This is a genomic window from Halodesulfovibrio aestuarii DSM 17919 = ATCC 29578 (genome assembly GCF_000384815.1).
Taxonomy (GTDB): domain Bacteria; phylum Desulfobacterota; class Desulfovibrionia; order Desulfovibrionales; family Desulfovibrionaceae; genus Halodesulfovibrio; species Halodesulfovibrio aestuarii.
In genome coordinates this window covers 64,872-85,060 of sequence record NZ_ARQF01000020.1, presented here as the reverse complement: position 1 = coordinate 85,060, position 20,189 = coordinate 64,872, and the positions used below count along the sequence as shown (strand labels likewise).

Here is a 20,189-nt window from a genome sequence, read left to right as displayed (position 1 = left end):
GAGTTGCGAGCATGTTTGCATGGTTTGCTAAAGCTTTTAGCAGGATCAAAGACAGCATCAGATACAAAGAAAAAGTATCACCGGAAGCAATTCGAATATTGGCTGCCGAGCTGTGTGAATTAGCTCAGATGGCGGAAATGTTTGCCAATGAAGAAGCAACGCCCATTGATAGGATAAAACGAATTCAGTCAGAGACTGGACAGCTTATTGAGCTTACCGGTAAGGCAGAATTTCGGAGGCTTTCCGTACAGCGTCGATTAGAACTGCATGAATCACTTGTGGATTCAAAACGTCATTTACTTAATACAATGCAAGCAACGCCCGTTGCCACGGATGTTATTCAGTAGCAGACCGTACTTAATGTGTTTGTTAAAAAAAAAGTATAAAACGCCTGATAGGAACACAGTAGCTTCACTGATTTCTTGTTAGGCATTTTTTTTGCATGATTATGAATATAAGTAATGAAATGCCATTTTTCTGACATTGTGAGTAAGGGCTGTTATGAAACAAATAGTATCTTGTTGTATGCTGGTAATGTTGTGCGCTGGACTGCTGACAATAGGCGGTTGTTCCACTCCTGTTGTTCAGACAACCATAAACCCTGTTCCATCCGGCTTCACCCCGGAGTTACGATGGGATGACACCATTGTGTGGGACGAGTGGGTCCGTGGTGATGATTTAATCGTTTCTGTGTATCCACAAACTAAGCCTGATGCTGCTCCGACCGCAGTTTTTTTCCCGTTCCTGCCAACCGTCAGCCTTCGTGATCCGCTCGAAACAGGTACAGCGGTTGCAAAAGGTTTCTGGCGTGAATGGCTTCGTGAGGCTCCGTTTACCGTATTAGAGTTCAGAGAAATGACTACGTCATATTCTCCAGAATATGCAGTGCGCCTTGCGCGTCAGCGTGGAGCATTGTTTGCGATAACTGGCAAGTTGACAGATTTTTATGACGGTGGAAGTGTTACCGGCGCACGGCTCGGTGTGACTCTTGATATTTATGATACAAGAACTGGTGCACTGATTTGGTCGATGAATCAGTTTGCGTATATGGATAAGGACAGAACTCGTGATTTTTTGCTGTTTAAGGCAGAAACCCGATTACCCTCTGATCCATTGTGGGTTGTTACAACTGCGATAGCACAGTCTATGAAAAGGCCTGTACAGCAGTGGACAAGCCAGTGGGCTGCGGTTCAGCAGCAGAATAATTCCGAAGAGAATGCAGCATTCTAGTCGGGGTGTTTGTGGAAAAAAATTCCTAGAGCACAAAAAAGCCCACACCGAAAGGTGTGGGCTTTTTTTATGCTCCGTTAGGTGCAAAGAAACTTATAGAGAACTAAGCAGAGGTTGCCATTTTTTGGTACATGGCAGCACCAGTGCGTTTTGCTGGCTGTGCTACGGGCTGAACTGGCTGTTGGCTGAAAACGGCAGAGTTAGCGCGTGCCGTTGTGTTTGAGCTTGGCAGAGCTGTGTTATTTTTCATAGCTTCGACGGCTTCTGGAGTATCAATAATCTGAGCGTATGCATCGCGTACGCCGTCAATAATTTTGATAACTTCATCAATGCATGTTGTGTCCATTAGCAGGTTAGCTTTCAGTAACCGTGTATTGCAGAAGTAGTAGAGTTCGTGAAGATTTTTTGCAATTTCACCACCGGCTTCTGTGTTAAGGCTACTATCAAGTTCGTTGATAATGTCCATTGCACGGGTGATGAGCATGCCTTTTTTAGCTACGTCTTTTTCTTCAATACTGGTTTTGGCCTGATTCAAGAACTTGAGACAGCCTTCATACAGCATTATCAGCAGTTGCCCCTGTGAGGTGGTGGAAACTTGAGTAGAAAAGTAGGCTTGTGCGGCCGTTTTCATTGCGTGCTCCTCATAAACTTCTAACAAACTATTATTGATACTAGAGGGGATTATAGTAAATTTAACTGTGAAACAGTATACGGAAAATAGTGCAATGTAAAAGCGGCAAAATTTTCCTGCGTACAATAGCCCTCTATAGATAAAGCAAGGCGAATGCCAAAGTGAGGTGTGTGCCCCCCGTCACTGTTCATGCTTACTTAGTATATCGGCATCTAAAAGGATGTCTTTAGAAGAACATCGTAAAGATTCCATAAAGAAACCTAGTTAGAGGGTAATGGTGAAAAAAGTTTTTCTGAGTTGTCTAACCGGAATACAGTTTGTTGATAAGATACAAAAAGGGCGGAGTATCAAACTCCGCCTTTTTTTGTATTTTAATATTGATCGGCAAGCTGCAGTGATTAAGAATCAACGGGTTGTCTCGCATCTCCGGTGGATGTTTGAATCTTACAGCAAGGTTAGCAGGGTTAGGCCTCCGGCAAGCTTGTTGTGAGTTTTGCTAGCTTCTGGCGTGCCTCTTCCGGATCAACACCTTTTAAGGAAACGATGTAATCGAGGTTTTCTTCTGCATCACATGGTCGCAGATAGAGCGGGTCGATTGGTGCATCTCCGTATTCAAGTGTTGCAGCGATATCCAGCAAAGCTTCAGGCTTAGGATGCGAGAAGCGTTCGCCGAGCAACGTCGTGTTCTGAATTTGTGTCTCAAAGAACTCGCGATTTTTTTGAACGCCTGTTCCGAGCAGCACAGTTGCCGTGTTACGCGCATTTATTACTGCTGCAAGATTTTCAATAGTATCGGCTTGCGGAGCAGTTAATGCGTGTGGCAATCCTTCAGATGAGAGTCCCCGAAATGCCTGATAGTGAATCTGCCCGCGTCTGGCGTGGGTTATTACCCAAATTTCCTTATCAGTTGTTGTGCAGGTATCCATTGCAAGTGCTGGAAGATAGTCAATGCCAGCCAGAGCGAAGCCATGCGCACGGGCAAGGCCAAGTGCCGTTGCAAGTACGAGGCGTAGACCCGTGAATGAACCGGGGCCTCGTACGCAGGCAATCTTATCTATGTTATCCAGAGTTAATGACATTTTCTCCAATCCGTCCATAATCGCTGGCAGCAGTATCTGCATGCCCTGACGAGGAGAAAAGATTTCCTTAGAAAAAAGCAGTTGTCCCTGTTGTCCACAAACGATTTGTAAACGGGCTTCTGCACTATTGAAAACAAGCGTAAATTTAGAGTCTGCGGACATCGTTAAAAGTAGCCCATACCATGAGAGTTAACAAAAAGAAGATACCGACACGGAGCGAGTAATCCATTACTTTCGCAGGAATAGGTTTACCTACGATTATTTCGTATACAAGCATTACTATGTGAGCGCCATCCAGTACTGGAATTGGCAGCAGGTTAAGCACACCTAAGTTAATGCTGATAAGTGCTGCAAGTCCGAGAACTGCAATAATACCTTGTTCTGCCTGCTGGCTGACAAGCTGGGCAATCATAATAGGGCCGCCAACGGTTTCAGCCGGAATCACACGCTCAATCAGTTTGACAAACCCCTGTATGGTTAGCACGGTCATAGACCATGTTTGTTTAACTGCAGCGGATGCACAATTGATAAAGCTGAGATCAATCTGTTCAGTTGTTCCAGCTGCCTGAATACCAATGAGGTATGTCTTTTCATCTTCTCCAAAAAGATTTTTACGGGAAAGCAGGGAAGGTGTGATGTTAAGCGTCAGTTCTTTTCCATCGCGATTAACAACAATGCGCAATTCCTTATTACCATGTTGAGCAATGGTTTTGGAAATGTCTTCCCAGTACTGAATTTTAGTACCACTGATGGATTGGACGGAGTCACCCTGTTCTAATCCAGCTATTGCCGCAGGGCTGTCTGGAAGAATACTGCCAACTTCTGGAAGAAGCTGGAGTTGGCCGTTTGCGACAAATAGCGCCCAGTAAATTAAAAAGGCTAACAGCAGGTTGGCAATAGGTCCGGCTGCGACAATGCATATGCGCTGCCACGGCTTTCGCTTAATAAAGCTGTCTGCTTCTGAAAATTCTCTATTTTCCGGAGAGTTAATGTCATCGTCAGGGCTTTCCCCAACCATAGAAACATACCCGCCAAGAGGCACTGCAGAGAGTCTGTACTCTGTTCTACCACGCTTGAACTTGTAAATTGCCGGGCCAAATCCAAGAGAAAAGGTGCGGATGCCCACACCAAATGCCCGGGCTACACTAAAGTGCCCAAGTTCATGGAAAAATATAAGCCCGCCTAGAACAAGGATAATTGCGATTGCACTGCTTAGCATACTGCTTAGATACTCCGTAATTTAAGTAGTGCCGGTTACAGCGTGCGAGCCCACTCTAAGGAGCGTTCACGAGTTGCAGTATCCAGCTCTATGATGTCTTCGATAGATGCAGGGGAGATCATTTCATGCCTGTCCATTGCCTTTTTGATGAGTTCTGGAATTTGTAGAAACTCAATTTTGTCTTTCAAAAAAAGATCAACAGCAATTTCATTGGCTGCATTGAGGACTATGCAAAGTCCCTTACCGCCCCGTAATGCTTCCCGTGCCAGTTCAAGACACGGAAAAGAAAGTACATCAGGTTTTTCAAAGGTCAAGTCGCCACAGGAAAATAAATCAAGCGGCGTCACGCCGGTTTTTATGATTTTTGGCCATCCGATGCAGTAGCCAATAGCAATACGCATATCCGGTGGCCCCATGTGGGCAATCTGTGAACCGTCATTATATTCTACAAGTGAATGTATGATAGATTGAGGGTGCACTACAACTTCAATAGTGTCCAGCGGAACACCGTATAAATGATAGGCTTCGATTACTTCTAAACCTTTGTTCATAAGCGTTGCAGAATCAATGCTAATTTTAGGCCCCATGGACCAGTTCGGGTGTGCCAGTGCTTCTTTGCTGGTTACTGTAGAGAGAAAATCTCGATTTTTCCCGCGGAACGGACCACCAGACGCTGTAAGGATAATCCTGCGGACTTCCGCTTTGTCATGGCCTGAAAGAGCTTGAAATATAGCGTTGTGTTCGGAATCAACGGGGAGGAGTACCGCCCCAGTGCGCTGGCAGACTTCACGAATGAGGTCTCCTGCAAGTACAAGTGACTCTTTATTGGCAAGGGCGATAACTTTTCCGGATTCTGCTGCTGCAAGGGTGGCACGTAAACCCGCGGCGCCAACCTGTGCAGAGAGAACTGTTGACGCTTCATCCAGCTGAGCCATCTGCGCGTAGCCGTCACCGCCTACGAGAATTTCAGGAGTGTAATCGGAAGGAAGCTTTGTGCGCAGGTCTGCAGCTGCTTCTTCTGTAAGGACTGCAAGGAATGGTGGACGCCAGCGAATAGCTTGCGTTGCAAGAAGTGCAATATTTCGTGCACCTGCTAAGCCTACAACGATAAACTGTTCCGGCTGTTCTTCAATTACTTTGAGTGCGTTTGTACCAATGGAACCTGTTGACCCCATTATAACTATTGAGCGTGGAAAAGTAGACGCGTACGTCGCATCCGGCATTGATGATATATAGTGTATCACAAGGTGTCCTAAGCGTGTTGAGCTGCAAGCTTTGCGCCTGTCTCGGTCATAAAGTTGAAGAGTAGCATAATGTCGTCATCAGTGGTGCGGTGGTTGGCAACGCACAGACGAATAACGCCTTTGCCGCAAATGCGGGCGGGAGTCATAAAACCGAGACCACTTTTTTCCAGTTCGTTCAAAATATCGACTTGAAGGTTGTCCAGCTCTGCTTCAGACCATGCGCAGCAGTTATCAGGAATGTAACGGGCACAGGCCATAGAGAGTTCAACACCACACACTGGTTCCCAGTTAGGGGACTCCGTTGTGAGTGTGTGGAAAAGTTTTGCGTATTCGTGGTTTCGGTCCACAATTTCTGCAAGGCGCTTTACACCGTATGTTTTGAATGCAAACCACAGCTTGAGAGCTCGTCCTTGTCTGGATAGCTGGAAGTTGGTGTTTTTCAAGTCCCAGTCTGTCTCCTGACCAAGATATACAGCTTTCGCTACGAATGTGTCCTTTTGTTGTTTTTTATTCTTAAAGAGTGTTATGCCACATTCAAGAGGAATAAAGAACCATTTGTGCGGATCGACTGCAATGGAGTCTGCGCGGTCAATACCATCTAATAGAGGACGCAGCTTATCGGAAATCATAGCCGCACCGCCGTAGGAAGCATCTACATGCAGCCACAACTTCATTTCTTTGCAGATGTCTGCGATAGCATTGAGAGGATCGATAGAACCAGTGGAAACGGCCCCAGCTTGCGCAACAACGCAATATGGCTGCATTCCAGCCATTCTATCTGACTCGATCATGCGGTGGAGTTCTTCTGGAATCATGCGGCAGTCATCGTCCGTTGGAACGCTGCGCACATTGTTGTGCCCGATGCCAAGCAGCATGGCAGAACGGTATATGGACATATGACCTTGATCAGAAACGTAGACAGTAAGTGGCTTTTCAAGAGCCTGCATGCCTCTGTCCGCAACTTCCGGCGCATGTGTGTGGCGTCCTACAGTCATCCCCATAAGGTTGGCTACCGTACCTCCGGAAACAAGAGTTCCACCCCATGTGTCGGGATAGCCGAATAGTCTTGCGAACCAACTGAGAACCACTTTTTCTAAAATTGTAGCCGGAGGGCTGCCTTTGTAGAGTAGGGGGGCCTGATTGAATCCGACGCTGAGGAGCTCACCAATCGTACCTGCCGGTGACGGGCTGGTAGTTATCCATGCTAAAAATCGAGGGTGACCTATTTTGGTACATGCAGACTTGAAAGACTTTTCAACCTGATCAAGTACGTCATCAGGAGACGAACCATTCATCGGCATTTCTTCAAATAGAGCGTCTTTAATGTCTTCCATTGGGGTTTGTGTCACGACTGGTGCATCAGAGATATGTTTGATGTAATCACCAATAATCGAGGCAACCCGTTCAAGGTGGTCGTCTAGATGTTCAAGATCAAGGGACTGGCGCTTGTCACCCATAAGTCATGTCCGCCGGATGGTTAAAAGAATGAATAAATGCTCTGCGCGAACCAGTAGGTAGGTAGCACAAGGAGAATAGAATCGATACGATCCAGAACACCGCCGTGTCCTGGTAATATCGCGCCGGAATCCTTAACCCCGACCGTTCGCTTGAGAGCGGATTCAAAAAAGTCACCGAGCTGGGATGCGCAGTTGAGAAAAATTCCAAGCAGAACAAGAGCATACCACGGAGCGGTGCCGAAGGTTAAGCCGATGGTAAGTGTAATGATGCAGCAGCCGAACATACCGCCAAGGGAGCCTTCGACGGTTTTTTTAGGGCTGACACGAGGCCATATTTTATTTTTACCAAAAAAGCGGCCTGCGTAAAATCCACCGATATCTGATGCAAAAGCAGCAAAGAGCACAAGAATGAGTTCGATACGTTGAAAGCTGAATGCAGCCTGCAAGAGCAGTGGCAGGTACATAACACCGCTTGTGACGATCTGTGCCTGAGTAAAGTCTGCGTCATCACGCTTGGTGATGCCGTATTTACTGAGAAAGGCAAAGTTGCTTAGCCAGAAAGTAAGCACAAGGACGCCGATAACAGCCGTCGGCAGGTTAAGGTATGAGGCAATGAGGATGGCGATGCCCATGAGGCAGCCGAAAAGTTTGAGTGTCATCTTTTCGTTGCGGGGCCAGAACATTGAGTAAAATTCGTACTGTCCTACAACGCTGGCAGCGAGAAGGCCTGCAAGCAGTGCCCAGTCTCCGATAGCTAGAACGGCGATAAGTACAGGAAATACTGCAAGTGCGGTCATCCAACGCTGTCTGTGTGAATTAGTCATTATTAAGTTGGTCTCCGGTCTTTCCGAAACGGCGTTCCCGTGCGGCGTATGCCTTGAGCACGTCGTGGAATTCCTCTATTGAGAAATCCGGCCATAAAGTTTCGGTGAAATACATTTCGCTGTAAGCATGCTGAAAAAGCATGAAATTTGAGAGGCGGACCTCTCCACTCGTACGGATCATCAAATCAGGATCAGGGATGTCAGAAGAATAGAGTCTAGCGGCAAAGGTTTCTTCCGTTATTTCATCCACAGGTACCGAATCGGTAATTAGCTGCTTTGCCGCACGAATAATTTCCTCTCTGCCAGAATAGTTTAAAGCAAGATTAAGCGTCATTGAGGTATTCTTTTCGGTTTTTTTCATAGCGTGCTGTAAAGCCGTGCGAGCAGCAAGGGGTAACTCACTGATTTCACCGAAAATGTTAAGCTTGATATCTTGTTCAATTAGAGCAGGGAGTTCTTTTTTTAAAAAGCTGACGAGTAGTTCGAAAAGAAAGCTCACTTCTTTTTTGGGACGTGCCCAGTTTTCACGTGAAAACGTGTACAGGGTCACATTGCTGATGCCTAGTTTCCGGGATTCTCGCACAATACGCTGGACTGTTTCAGAACCGGCACGGTGGCCTGCCGTACGTTCTTCTCCCCTTCGCTTTGCCCAGCGTCCGTTTCCATCCATGATGAATGAAACATGTACAGGAAGGGCTTCAAGAGTCGCCCTGTCCAGTAATTGTGAATTTGACAAAACATACCTCAATATGCGTTTGAGTAATAAAAGAAACGTTGAGTTATAATGGGAAAGCCCGCATTCCGTCAAGAAAGCGAATTTGAAGTACAGTCCCAGCATAACAAAAAAGGCCGGATAGAACACCCGGCCTTTTTATGACTGAAATTCAGCCGAAGCAAATCAGCAAATTAGATTTCCATGATTTCTGCTTCTTTTTCACTTCCTTTAACATCAGCTTTTGCAACGAATGAGTCAGTAAGTTTCTGAACATCATCCTGACCGCGTCGGCAATCGTCTTCGGAAATGTCTTTGCCTTTCTCAAGCTTTTTCATCTGCTCATTAGCATCGCGACGAACGTTACGGATAGCAATTTTTGCATCTTCTACGCTCTTCTTAGCAAGCTTAACAAGTTCACGACGACGTTCTTCAGTCAGCATCGGGATAGAGATGCGGATGAGTTTACCGTCGTTCATTGGGGTCAGACCAAGGTCAGAGTTAATGATAGCTTTTTCTACGAGAGGAAAAGCACCTTTGTCCCAAGGTTGAATAGTAAGACTGCGGCTCTCTGGAACAGCAATAGAAGCGAGCTGTCCAATAGGGGTTGGCGCGCCATAGTAATCAACGATAATGTGATCAACAAGGCTGGCGTGTGCGCGACCAGTGCGTAACCGGCTGAATTCCCGTTCCAGTGCTACTAACGCTTTTTCCATTCTTTCTTCGGCATCAAGTAGAATATCATCCATGATTAGCCTCCGTGTACGATTGTACCAACATCTTCACCAAGGATAACTTTACGAACGTCACCCTTGAACAAGTTACAAACCAAAATTGGCACATTGTTTTCCATGCACAGCGAAATGGCAGTAGAATCCATTACTCGCAAGTTCTTTTGGAGTACCTCAATAAAGCTGAGGGACTTGAACATAACTGCATCGTCATTTGTTACAGGATCTTTATCATAAACGCCATCTACTTTGGTAGCTTTAATGATAGCTTCACATTTTAATTCCATACCGCGCAGAGCTGCTGCTGTATCGGTGGTGAAAAATGGGTTACCAGTTCCGGCTGCACAAATAACAATGCGGCCTTTTTCCAAGTGGCGTTCGGCACGGCGTCTGATGTATGGCTCACAGATTTCCTGCATGGTGATTGCGGAAAGTACACGGGTCGGGTGACCGTGTTTTTCAAGGTGATCCTGAACAGCGACTGCGTTCATAACTGTTGCCATCATGCCCATGTAGTCAGCAGAGGAACGATCCATGCCTTTTGCAGAGGAGGAAAGACCGCGGAAAATGTTACCGCCGCCGATAACGAGAGCAATCTGCAATCCCATATCAGCAAGTTCAGCGATTTCAGTACAGACTCCTGCAACTGTTTCCGGATCAATACCAAACTTGCCATCACCGGCAAGTGCTTCGCCGCTAAGTTTAATCAGAACGCGTTTATAGCGTAATTCGCTCATAAATATCCTCTTTTCAGTTATAAAAGAATAACAACACCACAAGTTAGTGTTTTAATTGTCTGCATCAAATGGAGCACCCCATGTACCTTCCGTAACTCGAACGTATTTGAGAAAGGCGTAAAAAGCTCCGTGTATTGCATTAATAAGCCCGGCCTTGCCATCAAGAAAGCCAAGTTTAATGAAATAGAGTTTTATAAAACGCATTGTTCCGTGAGCAATCCCTCTATATAAACCGCCCTTTTTTCCCTTAGCACGGAGGTCGTCTGCGCCTTGCTGCGCGTATGAGTCGATCTTTTGCAAATGCTGGGCAAAGCTCATGTACGGGTAATGCAGAATCTCAGCGTCTAATTTGTCTGTTTGTCCTTTTGGGTGGAAGGAGTAGTGAGCTCCGCTCACTTTCACCTCAAGTTTTTCTGGTCGGAAAACACGGAATAACCAGTCAGGATACCATCCTGAGTGCTTCATAAAACGGTTGTAATACCAACTCTTGCGCTTGGTATAGTATCCCGCAGTGTTATCCGATGCATGAGAGAGGGCGTCAACAATTTTAGCTTTGAGGGAGGATGTGCACACCTCATCCTGATCAAGGCTTACAACCCAATCAGTATCAATTTGGGTAAATGCAAACTCGAATTGAGCTGCAGGGCCATTCCATGCATTTTGGATAACTGTAGCATCAAGACTTTCTGCGATAGCAACGGTGTTGTCTGTAGAAAAAGAATCAACAACAAGAATGGTGTCACAGAACTTGAGAGATTCAATGCATTGCTTAAGCGTCCTGCCGCCGTTGTATGTCAGTATTAAGCCTGTAGTTGTCGCCATTATTTTCTCTGCAGTTTACAAGACGTATGGTTTGTAGACAGGCTACAGTTTCTGTAAAAATTCGGATACAATTTCAATAACCAGGTTAGCATTCTCATCACTCAGGTCAAAGAACAGCGGCAAGCGAACAAGGGTGTCGGAAATAACGTCGGTAACATTCAGTTCACCGCTGGTACGGCCATACTTAAGACCTGCTGGAGCAGAGTGCAGTGGAATGTAATGAAAAGGTGCTGTAATGTTGTACTGCTTCAAATGTGCAATAAATTCAGTCCGTGTTTCTAAGTCGGGCAGTAGAATTTGGTACATATGCGCATTGTGGGTGCAATAATCCGGAATTGTAGGACGCTTGATGATGCCTTTTTCTTCAAATGGCTTGAGCGCGTTGTTGTAGCGATTCCATATATCCATTCTTCTTGCATTAATAGGGGAAGCGTCTTCAAGAAGAGAATAGAGACATGCTGCTAAAATATCACTTGGCAGGTAGCTTGATCCGGGAGCTACCCATGTATACTTGTCTACCTGACCGCGGAAAAATTTACTGCGGTTGGTACCTTTTTCACGGATGATTTCTGCTTGCTCGCAGTAGGAGGTATCATTGATGATCAAGGCACCGCCTTCTCCGGACATGATATTTTTAGTTTCATGAAAGCTGAGGGCTCCTAACTCACCGATGGAGCCGAGCGCTTTGCCTTTATAGGTAGCACCAAAACCTTGTGCTGCATCTTCTAGGACTTTGAGATCATGTGTTGCTGCAATGTCACAAATCGTATCCATCTCACATCCAACACCGGCGTAGTGCACAGGTACAATTGCCTTGGTACGTGGCGTGATGGCTTCTTCGATAAGTGTTTCGTCGAGGTTGTACGTATCTGGTCGAATGTCGACAAAGACAGGGGTTGCCCCACGTAGAACAAATGCGTTTGCAGTAGAAACAAAGGTGAACGAAGGCATAATTACTTCGTCCCCTTCTTTTACTGAAAAAAGAAGAGCACCCATTTCGAGTGCTGCGGTACAAGAGTGGGTAAGAAGAGATTTAGCTACAGAAAATTGTTTTTCAATCCATTTATTACACAGTTTGGTGTAGGCGCCGTCACCAGCAGTTTGATTACGCTCAAATGCATCGCAAATGTATTTGAGTGTGTTGCTGTTGTGGCAAGGTTTGTTGAAAGGAATGTTCACGGTGTAACCTTTATTATGTTTCTTGCTCTCGTCAATATACACATAATAGTAGCCTAGCGGTAGATAAAAAAACAGCTAGTTTTACGTCTGGTAACTTCTAAGATTATATAGAACTTAAGGTTACGCGTAAAAAAGGGGGAGAGAAAACTCTCCCCCCTTATAAGCTGTCAGATAAACGTAGGTTCTCTATTCAGCGTCTTCTTTAGCGTCGTCTTCACCAAGTTCGAAACGAGCAAAAGAAGCAATGGATGCGCCTTTAAGAAGGTCGCGAATAGTCATTTTGTCGTCACGGATGTAAGGCTGGTTAACAAGGGTGATTTCCTTGAAGAATTTAGCCATACGACCGTCAACGATTTTGTCTACGATGTTCTCAGGTTTGCCCTCTTCGAGGGTTTTCTGACGCTGAACTTCGCGTTCGCGAGCAACGAGATCTGCAGGTACGCCGGTTTCGTCGATAGCTACAGGGTTGGTTGCAGCAATCTGCATTGCAACGCCTTTAGCCATATCTGCATCGTCAGAACCGAGGATCTCTACGAGAACACCGATTTTGCCGTTGGAGTGAACGTAGGAGCCGATGATACCTTCGCCGGAAAGTTCCATGCGATGTGCACGGCCAGCGGACATGTTTTCACCGAGGGTAGCGATAGCATCGTTAACTTCAGCTTCAACACGTGCAGTGAAATCTTCAGCACCGTTTTCAAGAACGTCTGCAGCAAATTTAGCAGCGATTTCCTGGAACTTTTCGTTACGGGCAACGAAGTCAGTTTCGCATTTAAATTCAGCCATAGCAGCGCGGTTGGCTTCAACTACGCAGCCTACGAGACCTTCAGAGGTAGCGCGACCTGCTTTTTTAGCAGCTTTAGACAGACCTTTCTGGCGGAGCCAGTCGAGTGCTGCAGCTTCATCTGCGTCGTTTTCTACGAGTGCTTTTTTGCAGTCCATCATGCCGGCGCCAGTTTTTTCGCGCAGGCTCTTAACCATAGCAGCAGTAATAGTAGCCATGATCTATTCTCCCTCTGAATGAATTATTCGGATGCGGTAGCTTCAGCAGCTTCTTCAGCTTCAGCAGCTTTAACCATCTCAGCTTCAGCGTCTTTGCCATCTTTAGACATAGCGCCGCCTTCAGCACATGCATCTGCAATGTGAGATACGAAAAGCTTAATAGCGCGGATAGCGTCGTCGTTACCTGGAATGATGTAATCAATTACGTCAGGATCGCAGTTAGAGTCAGTTACTGCAACGATTGGAATACCGAGTTTACGGCATTCTTTAACAGCGATATCTTCACGCTTAGGGTCAACAATAAACGCGAGCTGTGGCAGGCGTTCCATGTTTTTAATACCACCAAGAGTAGCTTCGAGTTTGTCCATTTCGCGACGCAGACGAAGGATTTCTTTCTTCTGGTAGCGGTTAACGGTGCCGTCTTCGAACATGATCTCGAGCTTTTTGAGGCGGTCGATAGACTTACGGATAGTCTGGAAGTTGGTAAGAGTACCACCCATCCAGCGGTTGGTTACGTAGTACTGATCAGCACGGCCAGCTTCAGTTTTCACAGCTTCGTGAGCCTGACGCTTGGTACCGATGAAGATAACTTTGCCGCCATTGGCAACAGTTTCAACTACTTTGTCGTGAGCACGACGGTACAGTTTTACAGTCTGCTGGAGGTCCATGATATGGATGCCGTTACGAGCACCAAAGATAAATGGACGCATTTTCGGGTTCCAACGACGGGTCTGGTGACCGAAGTGAACACCGGTTTCCAGCATTTGTTTCATAGTTACGTAAGCCATTGTAATCTCCTTCAATGGGTTTTTCTTCCACCCCGTGCCAAGTCCCTCCACCTTTAGAATCTTACGAATTCTAAAGGCACCCAGGGAAGATGCAACGGAGTGTGCTTTGTATTAAAAGGCAGGGATACATACTGCGAATAAATGAGTTTGGCAAGCATTCTTGCCATTCAGTCGCATTTTTTATGTATGGTGATCGCTCTACCAATTTTTTAAGTGTATCGTAGAATCTACTGAACAGGAAGCCCTGACGAGGTTTGTCGCTGTGAAAATTTTTTCACTGAATTAATTAAGGTACCTATGCCGTCAATTTCTACCTGTATTTCATCCCCTTCCTGAAGTGGGCCTACTCCATGCGGAGTTCCAGTGAGAATTACGTCACCGGGGAGTAAGGTCATTACGTGAGAAATGTTGGCAACAAGTTCCAGCGGGCTGAAGAGCATGTCGGATGTGTGGCCTTGCTGCACCAGCTGTTCATTCTTATAGAGTTTTACAGAAAGGTCTGACGGATCAGGGAGATAGGTTTCAAGCCATGGGCCGATAGGCAGAAACGTATCGAATCCTTTACATCTTCCGAACATTCCGTCGCTTTTTTGTAAGTCGCGTGCTGTTACATCATTGGCGCAGGTGTACCCGAAAATGTATTCCGGCACCGCGTGCGGGGCCAGAAAACGGGCTTCGCGTCCTATGATGATAGCCAGTTCTGCTTCGTAATCTACCCGTGAGGATTGTGGGGGGAGATAAATTGCCTGGCCTGTGTTAATGATGCAGGACGGTGGCTTGAGGAAAAACATGGGTTCTTCAGGTAATGGCATGCCTAGTTCTGCTGCGTGGTCTTTGTAGTTGAGCCCGACACATACTACTTTTGATGGCGTGACTAATGGCAGCACTTGTGCTTCTTCCAGCGGAAAGCGTTCTGTAATTCCAATTTGCGGAGTGAGGCAGCGTAATAGTCCATCTTCAAGGGCTGCGTAGAATGTTTTGTACTGGTAATTGACTCGAACTATTTTCATGGCACGCTCCTGTAATGATACATGCATCCTATGGTAGATGTATAAATTCAATCTATGGTTTCGACAACACCTTGTCGATAATATCAATGAAGGAAACAACTGGTGTGCAAATATTCGTCACTATAACAAAAAAGTGTTAAATTATCTTGTTTTTATGTAAGATTACACAGTTTATCCAATTATTATTGAATCTATTTTAGAATGTAATTTCAGGTCGATACCAAAGAGTTTATTGTCTGTCTGCCAGGAGTCCGTAATGTCAGAGTCTGCTTTGATTGATATATTTTTACCAGAGTACACTTACAATGCCTGTCACGAGATTCTCGTCAACAGCCCTATTGAAGAGGTGTACGAAGTTGCAAAAAACGTGGACCTTTCAAAGTCCGCGTTGATTATGACGCTATTTAAGCTTCGTGGCTTACCGACTCGGCGGATGAACTTGCAAGGGCTTATCGATGATCTTGGCTTTTCTTGTCTTGCAGAGAATTATCCTATTGAACATCTTATCGGTTTTTTGGCAAATACTCGCGTTGCCCCGATTTCAAATGCCAAAGAATTCTTAACGCATTCTCTTTCTGCAAAGGTTAAGGTTGCGTGGAATTTCAGCTTATCTGAAATTAGTCCTGGATTGACGAAAGTCAGCACCGAGACGCGTGTTCTTTGTCCGTCTACTATTACCAGTCGTTTTTTTAAAGTGTACTGGATTTTTTTCAAGCCGGTTAGTTCCGTGATACGGAAACAAATGCTCAAGATAGTGAAACGCCAGTCGGAATTGATCGGCTGGAATTGTTACCTATAACGAAGCCCTTCATCTCTATTAGAAATGGATCGCAGTGCCATAATTTTATTAAATAAATGAAAATCCGCAAGCGGTGTCCTACTTCTGAGATTACTAGAACATCTTGCGTAATACAGGAGGATGTGTGCCACACATGAGTGAAACAGGAATACTGATGATGGGCGTACTTTTGTTAGCCGGATTTACACTGTATTCGATTTTAGCAGTCTTGCCGTGCTGGATAATTGCAACACGGAGAAATGTTGCTGGAGGCTGGTGGAACTGGCTCATTCCTCTGCGGAATTTCTATGTTGCATACCGCCTTGGTAACGGATCACTGAAAAAAGCTTTTCTTATTATAGCGTTCTTCGCGATAGGCGTTGGCGCAGTCTTTTTTTATGAGTATTCGCAGGTTGTTGTGGTCGTAGGCAGTGTCTCATTTCTCATTTCTTCTGCTCTGGGATGCTATGTTCTGTACTGCTGGCTAAAGCAGATAAGCATTCTTGCCGGAGTACATCCGCAATTTTTACCTGTAGTTATGTTTATTATCCCATTGTTGTTAGCGTTAGTTGGTTCTTCTCTTGTGAGTTTAGAAATTGTTCCGATGAGGTATATTAAATTTGCTGAAAATATCGTCAGCCTGTTTGTGTGGGTCGTATTCATGACTGTCGCCTTGCGTACCCCGCGGGAAGATCTAGAACAGACTGATTTTATTTTCGGTAAGGAATAGGGAGCGTTCTGAATATTTTTGAGTATTGTGCTTTATATGCGTCCCCTCTTTGGGCATACAATAAAAAGTCCCGCTTAGGACAGCCTAAGCGGGACTTTTTATTGTATATTTCTATACCATTGTAATGACCGGAACGACAACAGGGTCGCGTTCCAGTACTTTACGGAAGAACCGTCGGAGCGTGGAGCGAATTCTGTCTTGAAGTAATTCGATATCTTCTGGGCCTATATTTTCGAGAAGTTCAAGAATGATGCATTTTGCATCTTCCAGAACATGGTCGAAATGGGCTTCAAAGATAAAGCCCTTGGAGACGATGGTAGGGCCGTGCAGAATTTCCCAGAGTTGCTCATCCAGTACCATAAAGACAACGACCATTCCTTCTCCGCCTAGAATCTGTCGTTCTTTTAGTATGGTCAGTCCCACATCACCAACACCTTTACCGTCTACAAGAATTTCTTCCAGTTTAAGCGGTGTTTCGCGGTTGAGGGTGCCGTTACATAAGGTAACAGGTTGTCCATCTTCAACTATAAACGTATTTTCTTTTTCAATGCCGCATTGTTGTGCAAGGCGGCAGTGTTTTACAAGATGACGGTATTCACCGTGCACGGGGATAAAGTGTTTAGGTGATACTGTGCTTAACATTTCACTTAGCTCTTCACGATAGGCGTGCCCTGAAGCGTGAATGTTTCGGAAACTTTCGTAAAATACTTCGGCACCCATGCGATACATGTCGTTAATCATGCGGGTAATAGCAAGGGTGTTTCCCGGAATCATGCGGGAAGACATAACAACCGTATCACCTTCTTCAATTGCGAGATGCTTATGTTCTCCACGTGCAATGCGGGAGAGTGCAGAAAGTGGCTCGCCTTGTGATCCAGTAAGGAGCAGCACGGTTTCTTCATCCGGTAATTCGGGCATTTCCCGTGTGTCCATGTACAAAGGAGTGCGAATACGAAGGAAACCTAGCTCGTTAGCGATTTCAATATTTTTGACAAGGCTGCGGCCGGATACGGCAATTTTGCGTCCGTAACGGGCTGAAATGTCGAGGACCTGCTGGATCCTTTGAATGTGGCTGGAAAAGAGGGTGACAATAATGCGTCCTTTTGCGTTGGCAAAGAGGTCTTCAAATGCACTTTTAATATCACGTTCACTTAAAGAGCAGCCTTCTCGTTCAATATTTGTTGAGTCTGAAAGAAGAAGTTCGACACCGTCTTCTGAAAAAGCCTGTATGCCTTCAAGGTCAGTTCGATGGTTGTCGAGTGGCGTCTTATCAAGTTTAAAGTCTCCGGTATGGACTATTTTTCCCGCCGGCGTTTCCACTCCTAAACTATAACCTTCAATGATAGAATGGCATACAGGGAAAAAGTTGAAGGCCATGTCGCCAAGCTCCACACGTTCCCGTGGGGCTACAGGAATAAGTTTGGTGCGGTGAAGCAGGTCTGCCTCGCGTAATTTGCTTTCAACAAGGGCAAGCGTGAAACGGGAAGAATAGATCGGGACACTGAGCCAGCGGATAAGCCATGGCAGAGCGCCGATGTGGTCTTCATGCCCGTGGGTGAGCACGATTCCCTTAATTTTTTCTTTCTGCTTAAGTATATGTTCGAACTGTGGAATGATGACATCAACACCAAGATGGTAATCGTGCGGAAACATAAGGCCGCAATCTACGATAACAGTGGTTGTTTCGGTAGACCACATGGTGCAGTTCATGCCGATTTCGCCCATGCCGCCTAAAGGCGTAAGCGTTACGCTTGATTTTTGTGGCATGCACGCATCTCCATGTATTTTTGGTTCATGTGCTCGCGGAGCATGTCACTAAATTCGTTTCGTTGCTTAACTGTGTATTCTTCAGTGCTGATTGGCTCTAGGGCAGTGATATAAACATTTTTGCGGGTGCCAAGGGAAATTCGGCCTTTAGGCAGAATGTCTCCTGTACCTTCAATTAGGACAGGTACAATGGGGACACCGGCTTTCAGCGCAAGCATAATGGCACCGGTTTTAAATTCCCCGAGCTCTTCGAGCTGCTCCTGACGAGTGCCTTCAGGAAAAATAATAACAGAACGTCCATTGCGGATTGTGGCGGCCGCAGTTTCAAGAGACTCCATTGCGGCACGTCTGTTGCTTCGATCAACGGAAATATTACCAAATAATCTGAAGCAGCGCCCGAGCAATGGAAGGCTTTGCAGACTTTTTTTTGCCATGAACGCAGGTAGCGCCTTTTCAAGAGCAACCGAGGAAAGCGGTATATCAAATTGGCTCTGATGGTTGGCAACAAAGATTACCGGTGTATCTGTTGGAATATTGTCAGTGTCTGCAATAAGCCTGATCTGGGAGCAAAAGCGTGCAGATTTGCACCAGAATAGCCCAAAGTAACGAACCATTTTCCCTGTGCTGTCCAGTGCTGCAGCTATAGGCATAAAAATGCAGACATAAAGCGTTGTAAGTAAAAAAGAAAAATAAAACCAAATTGTGCGTATCATACATTATCCAAATAAAAAGTGAGCTGGTAGACTAACTAAAATCAGCACCAGGCTCAAGAACAGAAAGCGGGGCGCGATTTAATGATGCGGTGCTTGTAGCATGGAGGCGAGGAAAGCCGTTAGCATTTTATTGTGCCAGAAAATTTTCAGTAGTGATAGGTGGTTGAGGTTCCGAAGGGATAGTTGCTGCTCGCAAAATAAAAAAGGCCAACTTTTATTAAAGGCTATGAATAAAGGTTGGCCAAGGTTCTTATAAGGTTTTTATGCTGTTGGGTCGTATTCATCGTCAGGTGATGTAATAACAACATCAGAATATTGGGTAATATAATGTCCCGGTTTTTTTTTCGATGAATACATCGCCTTGTCGGCCATTTTAATAAGCGTATCTGCGTCTAGCCCCGTTTCGGGAGAGAATTCCGCAAGGCCGATACTCATGGTGACGATATTCATTGAATTGATTTTAGAAAAATCTTCTATCAGTCGTTCGCAGATTGTTCTGCACTCTCCACTCTGGGTGTCAGGAAAGAGTATGCAGAACTCATCTCCACCATATCGTGCTGCGATGTCCTCTTTGCGCAAGACCTGCTTCATGGCGGTGGCAACGTTTATGAGTATTTCATCACCGTATTTGTGTCCGTGTGTGTCATTGGCCTTTTTAAAGTTGTCTAGGTCGAAATAACAAATGGAAAATGTATCACCTCTTCTGTGGGATCTAGAAATTTCAAGTTCGAGATGGTCAAAAAATGTACGTTGATTGTAGAGTCCTGTAAGGCCATCTTTACTTGCCTGCTCTGCTAATTGCTTTGTACGTATTGCAACAGTTTTTTCAAGTTCATGGGCATATTCTTCAAGTTCTTCCTTACTTCGGTTAAGTTCGTTGACGAGCCCTAGAATGAACGTGTCTGATACCAGTGCTAAATCAAAAAGTATTATGTTTTCTAGTGCATCGGTTCGGTCTAGGCAAGATTCACATGAAGAAGTGTTACCCAAAGTCAATAGTCTAGTCCGAATGAGTTTGTTAAATATTTTATAGGCAGCAAAATATAACTTTGGAGAAACTCCAATCCGCTTATGGACCATGCCAATCCGCAGACGCGATTGAATATAGTCCATGTCATACGTTCCACCCAAGAGTGTGCGGATATAGAACTTAACATGATTTCCAAGGCGATGCAGACTTTCTGCATCACCGATTATTTCTGGAACTCCATCAACATTGAGTAATTCTTTATAGAAATCGTTTACAATATCGTCTAACTCAGCGAATATAATAGGTTTTGCTTCAAGCAAGGTTTGAATGCTTTTTTCAGAAATATTGAAAGCTTTTTTTCGCTTGCTTAGTTCACGGGTTGTGATTCTTAGTTGCTCATTTAATGTCAAATCTGTCGGTTTCATATCCCCTCCACTATGCTGATGCAGTTCTCACCTATACAATCGCTGCGGGTGTGATGCGTATTTTTATGCTTTTCCTCATAAATAATATGGGGTCGAAACCGTACCATACATGATAAGCTTTTGAATATTAATGGACTCGCT

Annotated in this window: 21 protein-coding genes; 4 read left to right on the top strand and 17 right to left on the bottom strand. The window is 45.2% G+C overall.

Annotated features, from left to right (window positions below; all coding sequences use genetic code 11):
* Nucleotides 1-11: 11 nt before the first annotated feature.
* Nucleotides 12-347 (top strand): hypothetical protein, encoded by a 336-nt coding sequence (locus F461_RS0106425; protein WP_020000329.1) that lies wholly within the window; start codon nt 12-14, stop codon nt 345-347.
* Nucleotides 348-501: 154 nt separating this feature from the next.
* Nucleotides 502-1,230 carry a hypothetical protein gene (locus F461_RS0106420; RefSeq protein ID WP_020000328.1) on the top strand — a complete coding sequence of 243 codons (729 nt, stop codon included), beginning with the start codon at nt 502-504 and terminating at the stop codon, nt 1,228-1,230.
* 103 nt (nt 1,231-1,333) lie between these two features.
* On the opposite strand, the gene fliS is transcribed toward F461_RS0106420, so the two are convergent.
* The 14 genes from fliS to F461_RS0106350 all read right to left on the bottom strand — a co-directional run bounded on the left by fliS (nt 1,334) and on the right by F461_RS0106350 (nt 14,665).
* On the bottom strand, nt 1,334-1,861 hold the full coding sequence (fliS, locus tag F461_RS17235; protein ID WP_020000327.1) for a flagellar export chaperone FliS: 528 nt from the start codon (nt 1,859-1,861) through the stop codon (nt 1,334-1,336).
* Between the two features lie 464 nt (nt 1,862-2,325).
* Nucleotides 2,326-3,102, bottom strand: coding sequence for a tRNA (adenosine(37)-N6)-threonylcarbamoyltransferase complex dimerization subunit type 1 TsaB (tsaB, locus tag F461_RS0106410; protein WP_020000326.1), 777 nt, complete (start codon nt 3,100-3,102; stop codon nt 2,326-2,328).
* Nucleotides 3,086-4,159 carry an RIP metalloprotease RseP gene (rseP, locus tag F461_RS0106405; RefSeq protein WP_020000325.1) on the bottom strand — a complete coding sequence of 358 codons (1,074 nt, stop codon included), beginning with the start codon at nt 4,157-4,159 and terminating at the stop codon, nt 3,086-3,088. Before rseP ends, tsaB begins: the two co-directional genes overlap by 17 nt.
* Nucleotides 4,160-4,194: 35 nt before the next feature.
* Nucleotides 4,195-5,403, bottom strand: a complete 1,209-nt coding sequence (dxr, locus tag F461_RS0106400; protein ID WP_026364656.1) for a 1-deoxy-D-xylulose-5-phosphate reductoisomerase — start codon at nt 5,401-5,403, stop codon at nt 4,195-4,197.
* A gap of 8 nt (nt 5,404-5,411) precedes the next feature.
* Nucleotides 5,412-6,860: a pyridoxal phosphate-dependent decarboxylase family protein gene (locus tag F461_RS0106395; protein ID WP_020000323.1), complete on the bottom strand. Its 1,449-nt coding sequence runs from the start codon at nt 6,858-6,860 to the stop codon at nt 5,412-5,414.
* 20 nt (nt 6,861-6,880) lie between these two features.
* Complete coding sequence (locus tag F461_RS0106390) at nt 6,881-7,684, bottom strand: phosphatidate cytidylyltransferase (protein WP_020000322.1); 804 nt, start codon at nt 7,682-7,684, stop codon at nt 6,881-6,883.
* Nucleotides 7,677-8,420 (bottom strand): undecaprenyl pyrophosphate synthase, encoded by a 744-nt coding sequence (gene uppS / locus F461_RS0106385; protein WP_020000321.1) that lies wholly within the window; start codon nt 8,418-8,420, stop codon nt 7,677-7,679. The genes F461_RS0106390 and uppS overlap by 8 nt, the downstream gene beginning before the upstream one ends.
* A 170-nt stretch (nt 8,421-8,590) precedes the next feature.
* A complete protein-coding gene (gene frr, locus F461_RS0106380) occupies nt 8,591-9,145 on the bottom strand; it encodes a ribosome recycling factor (RefSeq protein WP_020000320.1) in 555 nt (184 codons plus the stop codon).
* A gap of 2 nt (nt 9,146-9,147) precedes the next feature.
* Entirely contained in the window at nt 9,148-9,864 is a 717-nt protein-coding gene (pyrH, locus tag F461_RS0106375; RefSeq protein ID WP_020000319.1) for a UMP kinase, read from the bottom strand.
* Nucleotides 9,865-9,915: 51 nt separating this feature from the next.
* Nucleotides 9,916-10,686 (bottom strand): glycosyltransferase family 2 protein, encoded by a 771-nt coding sequence (locus F461_RS0106370; RefSeq protein ID WP_020000318.1) that lies wholly within the window; start codon nt 10,684-10,686, stop codon nt 9,916-9,918.
* Between the two features lie 42 nt (nt 10,687-10,728).
* Entirely contained in the window at nt 10,729-11,865 is a 1,137-nt protein-coding gene (rffA, locus tag F461_RS0106365) for a dTDP-4-amino-4,6-dideoxygalactose transaminase (RefSeq protein WP_026364654.1), read from the bottom strand.
* A gap of 186 nt (nt 11,866-12,051) precedes the next feature.
* The gene (gene tsf / locus F461_RS0106360; RefSeq protein ID WP_020000316.1) at nt 12,052-12,867 is read right to left on the bottom strand and encodes a translation elongation factor Ts; all 816 of its coding nucleotides are present in this window, start codon (nt 12,865-12,867) and stop codon (nt 12,052-12,054) included.
* Nucleotides 12,868-12,890: 23 nt separating this feature from the next.
* On the bottom strand, nt 12,891-13,655 hold the full coding sequence (gene rpsB / locus F461_RS0106355) for a 30S ribosomal protein S2 (protein ID WP_020000315.1): 765 nt from the start codon (nt 13,653-13,655) through the stop codon (nt 12,891-12,893).
* 227 nt (nt 13,656-13,882) lie between these two features.
* Nucleotides 13,883-14,665 (bottom strand): fumarylacetoacetate hydrolase family protein, encoded by a 783-nt coding sequence (locus F461_RS0106350; RefSeq protein WP_020000314.1) that lies wholly within the window; start codon nt 14,663-14,665, stop codon nt 13,883-13,885.
* Nucleotides 14,666-14,921: 256 nt separating this feature from the next.
* On the opposite strand from F461_RS0106350, the gene F461_RS0106345 reads away from it, so the two are divergent.
* Nucleotides 14,922-15,464 (top strand): hypothetical protein, encoded by a 543-nt coding sequence (locus F461_RS0106345; RefSeq protein WP_020000313.1) that lies wholly within the window; start codon nt 14,922-14,924, stop codon nt 15,462-15,464.
* Nucleotides 15,465-15,588: 124 nt separating this feature from the next.
* Nucleotides 15,589-16,173 (top strand): hypothetical protein, encoded by a 585-nt coding sequence (locus F461_RS0106340; RefSeq protein ID WP_027361739.1) that lies wholly within the window; start codon nt 15,589-15,591, stop codon nt 16,171-16,173.
* Between the two features lie 111 nt (nt 16,174-16,284).
* Here F461_RS0106340 and F461_RS0106335 read toward each other — a convergent pair whose 3' ends face one another.
* The 3 genes from F461_RS0106335 to F461_RS0106325 form a co-directional block, all read right to left on the bottom strand.
* Complete coding sequence (locus tag F461_RS0106335) at nt 16,285-17,940, bottom strand: ribonuclease J (protein ID WP_020000311.1); 1,656 nt, start codon at nt 17,938-17,940, stop codon at nt 16,285-16,287.
* Nucleotides 17,919-18,653: a lysophospholipid acyltransferase family protein gene (locus tag F461_RS0106330; RefSeq protein WP_020000310.1), complete on the bottom strand. Its 735-nt coding sequence runs from the start codon at nt 18,651-18,653 to the stop codon at nt 17,919-17,921. Before F461_RS0106330 ends, F461_RS0106335 begins: the two co-directional genes overlap by 22 nt.
* A gap of 261 nt (nt 18,654-18,914) precedes the next feature.
* On the bottom strand, nt 18,915-20,048 hold the full coding sequence (locus F461_RS0106325) for a GGDEF domain-containing protein (RefSeq protein WP_020000309.1): 1,134 nt from the start codon (nt 20,046-20,048) through the stop codon (nt 18,915-18,917).
* Between the last annotated feature and the right edge of the window lie 141 nt (nt 20,049-20,189).

Coding starts and splice junctions, on each gene's coding strand:
- F461_RS0106425 (WP_020000329.1), top strand. CDS start 12: ATGTTTGCATGGTTTGCTAAAGCTTTTAGCAGGATCAAAGACAGCATC.
- F461_RS0106420 (WP_020000328.1), top strand. CDS start 502: ATGAAACAAATAGTATCTTGTTGTATGCTGGTAATGTTGTGCGCTGGA.
- fliS (WP_020000327.1), bottom strand. CDS start 1,861: ATGAAAACGGCCGCACAAGCCTACTTTTCTACTCAAGTTTCCACCACC.
- tsaB (WP_020000326.1), bottom strand. CDS start 3,102: ATGTCCGCAGACTCTAAATTTACGCTTGTTTTCAATAGTGCAGAAGCC.
- rseP (WP_020000325.1), bottom strand. CDS start 4,159: ATGCTAAGCAGTGCAATCGCAATTATCCTTGTTCTAGGCGGGCTTATA.
- F461_RS0106395 (WP_020000323.1), bottom strand. CDS start 6,860: ATGGGTGACAAGCGCCAGTCCCTTGATCTTGAACATCTAGACGACCAC.
- F461_RS0106390 (WP_020000322.1), bottom strand. CDS start 7,684: ATGACTAATTCACACAGACAGCGTTGGATGACCGCACTTGCAGTATTT.
- frr (WP_020000320.1), bottom strand. CDS start 9,145: ATGGATGATATTCTACTTGATGCCGAAGAAAGAATGGAAAAAGCGTTA.
- pyrH (WP_020000319.1), bottom strand. CDS start 9,864: ATGAGCGAATTACGCTATAAACGCGTTCTGATTAAACTTAGCGGCGAA.
- F461_RS0106370 (WP_020000318.1), bottom strand. CDS start 10,686: ATGGCGACAACTACAGGCTTAATACTGACATACAACGGCGGCAGGACG.
- tsf (WP_020000316.1), bottom strand. CDS start 12,867: ATGGCTACTATTACTGCTGCTATGGTTAAGAGCCTGCGCGAAAAAACT.
- rpsB (WP_020000315.1), bottom strand. CDS start 13,655: ATGGCTTACGTAACTATGAAACAAATGCTGGAAACCGGTGTTCACTTC.
- F461_RS0106350 (WP_020000314.1), bottom strand. CDS start 14,665: ATGAAAATAGTTCGAGTCAATTACCAGTACAAAACATTCTACGCAGCC.
- F461_RS0106345 (WP_020000313.1), top strand. CDS start 14,922: ATGTCAGAGTCTGCTTTGATTGATATATTTTTACCAGAGTACACTTAC.
- F461_RS0106335 (WP_020000311.1), bottom strand. CDS start 17,940: ATGCCACAAAAATCAAGCGTAACGCTTACGCCTTTAGGCGGCATGGGC.
- F461_RS0106330 (WP_020000310.1), bottom strand. CDS start 18,653: ATGATACGCACAATTTGGTTTTATTTTTCTTTTTTACTTACAACGCTT.
- F461_RS0106325 (WP_020000309.1), bottom strand. CDS start 20,048: ATGAAACCGACAGATTTGACATTAAATGAGCAACTAAGAATCACAACC.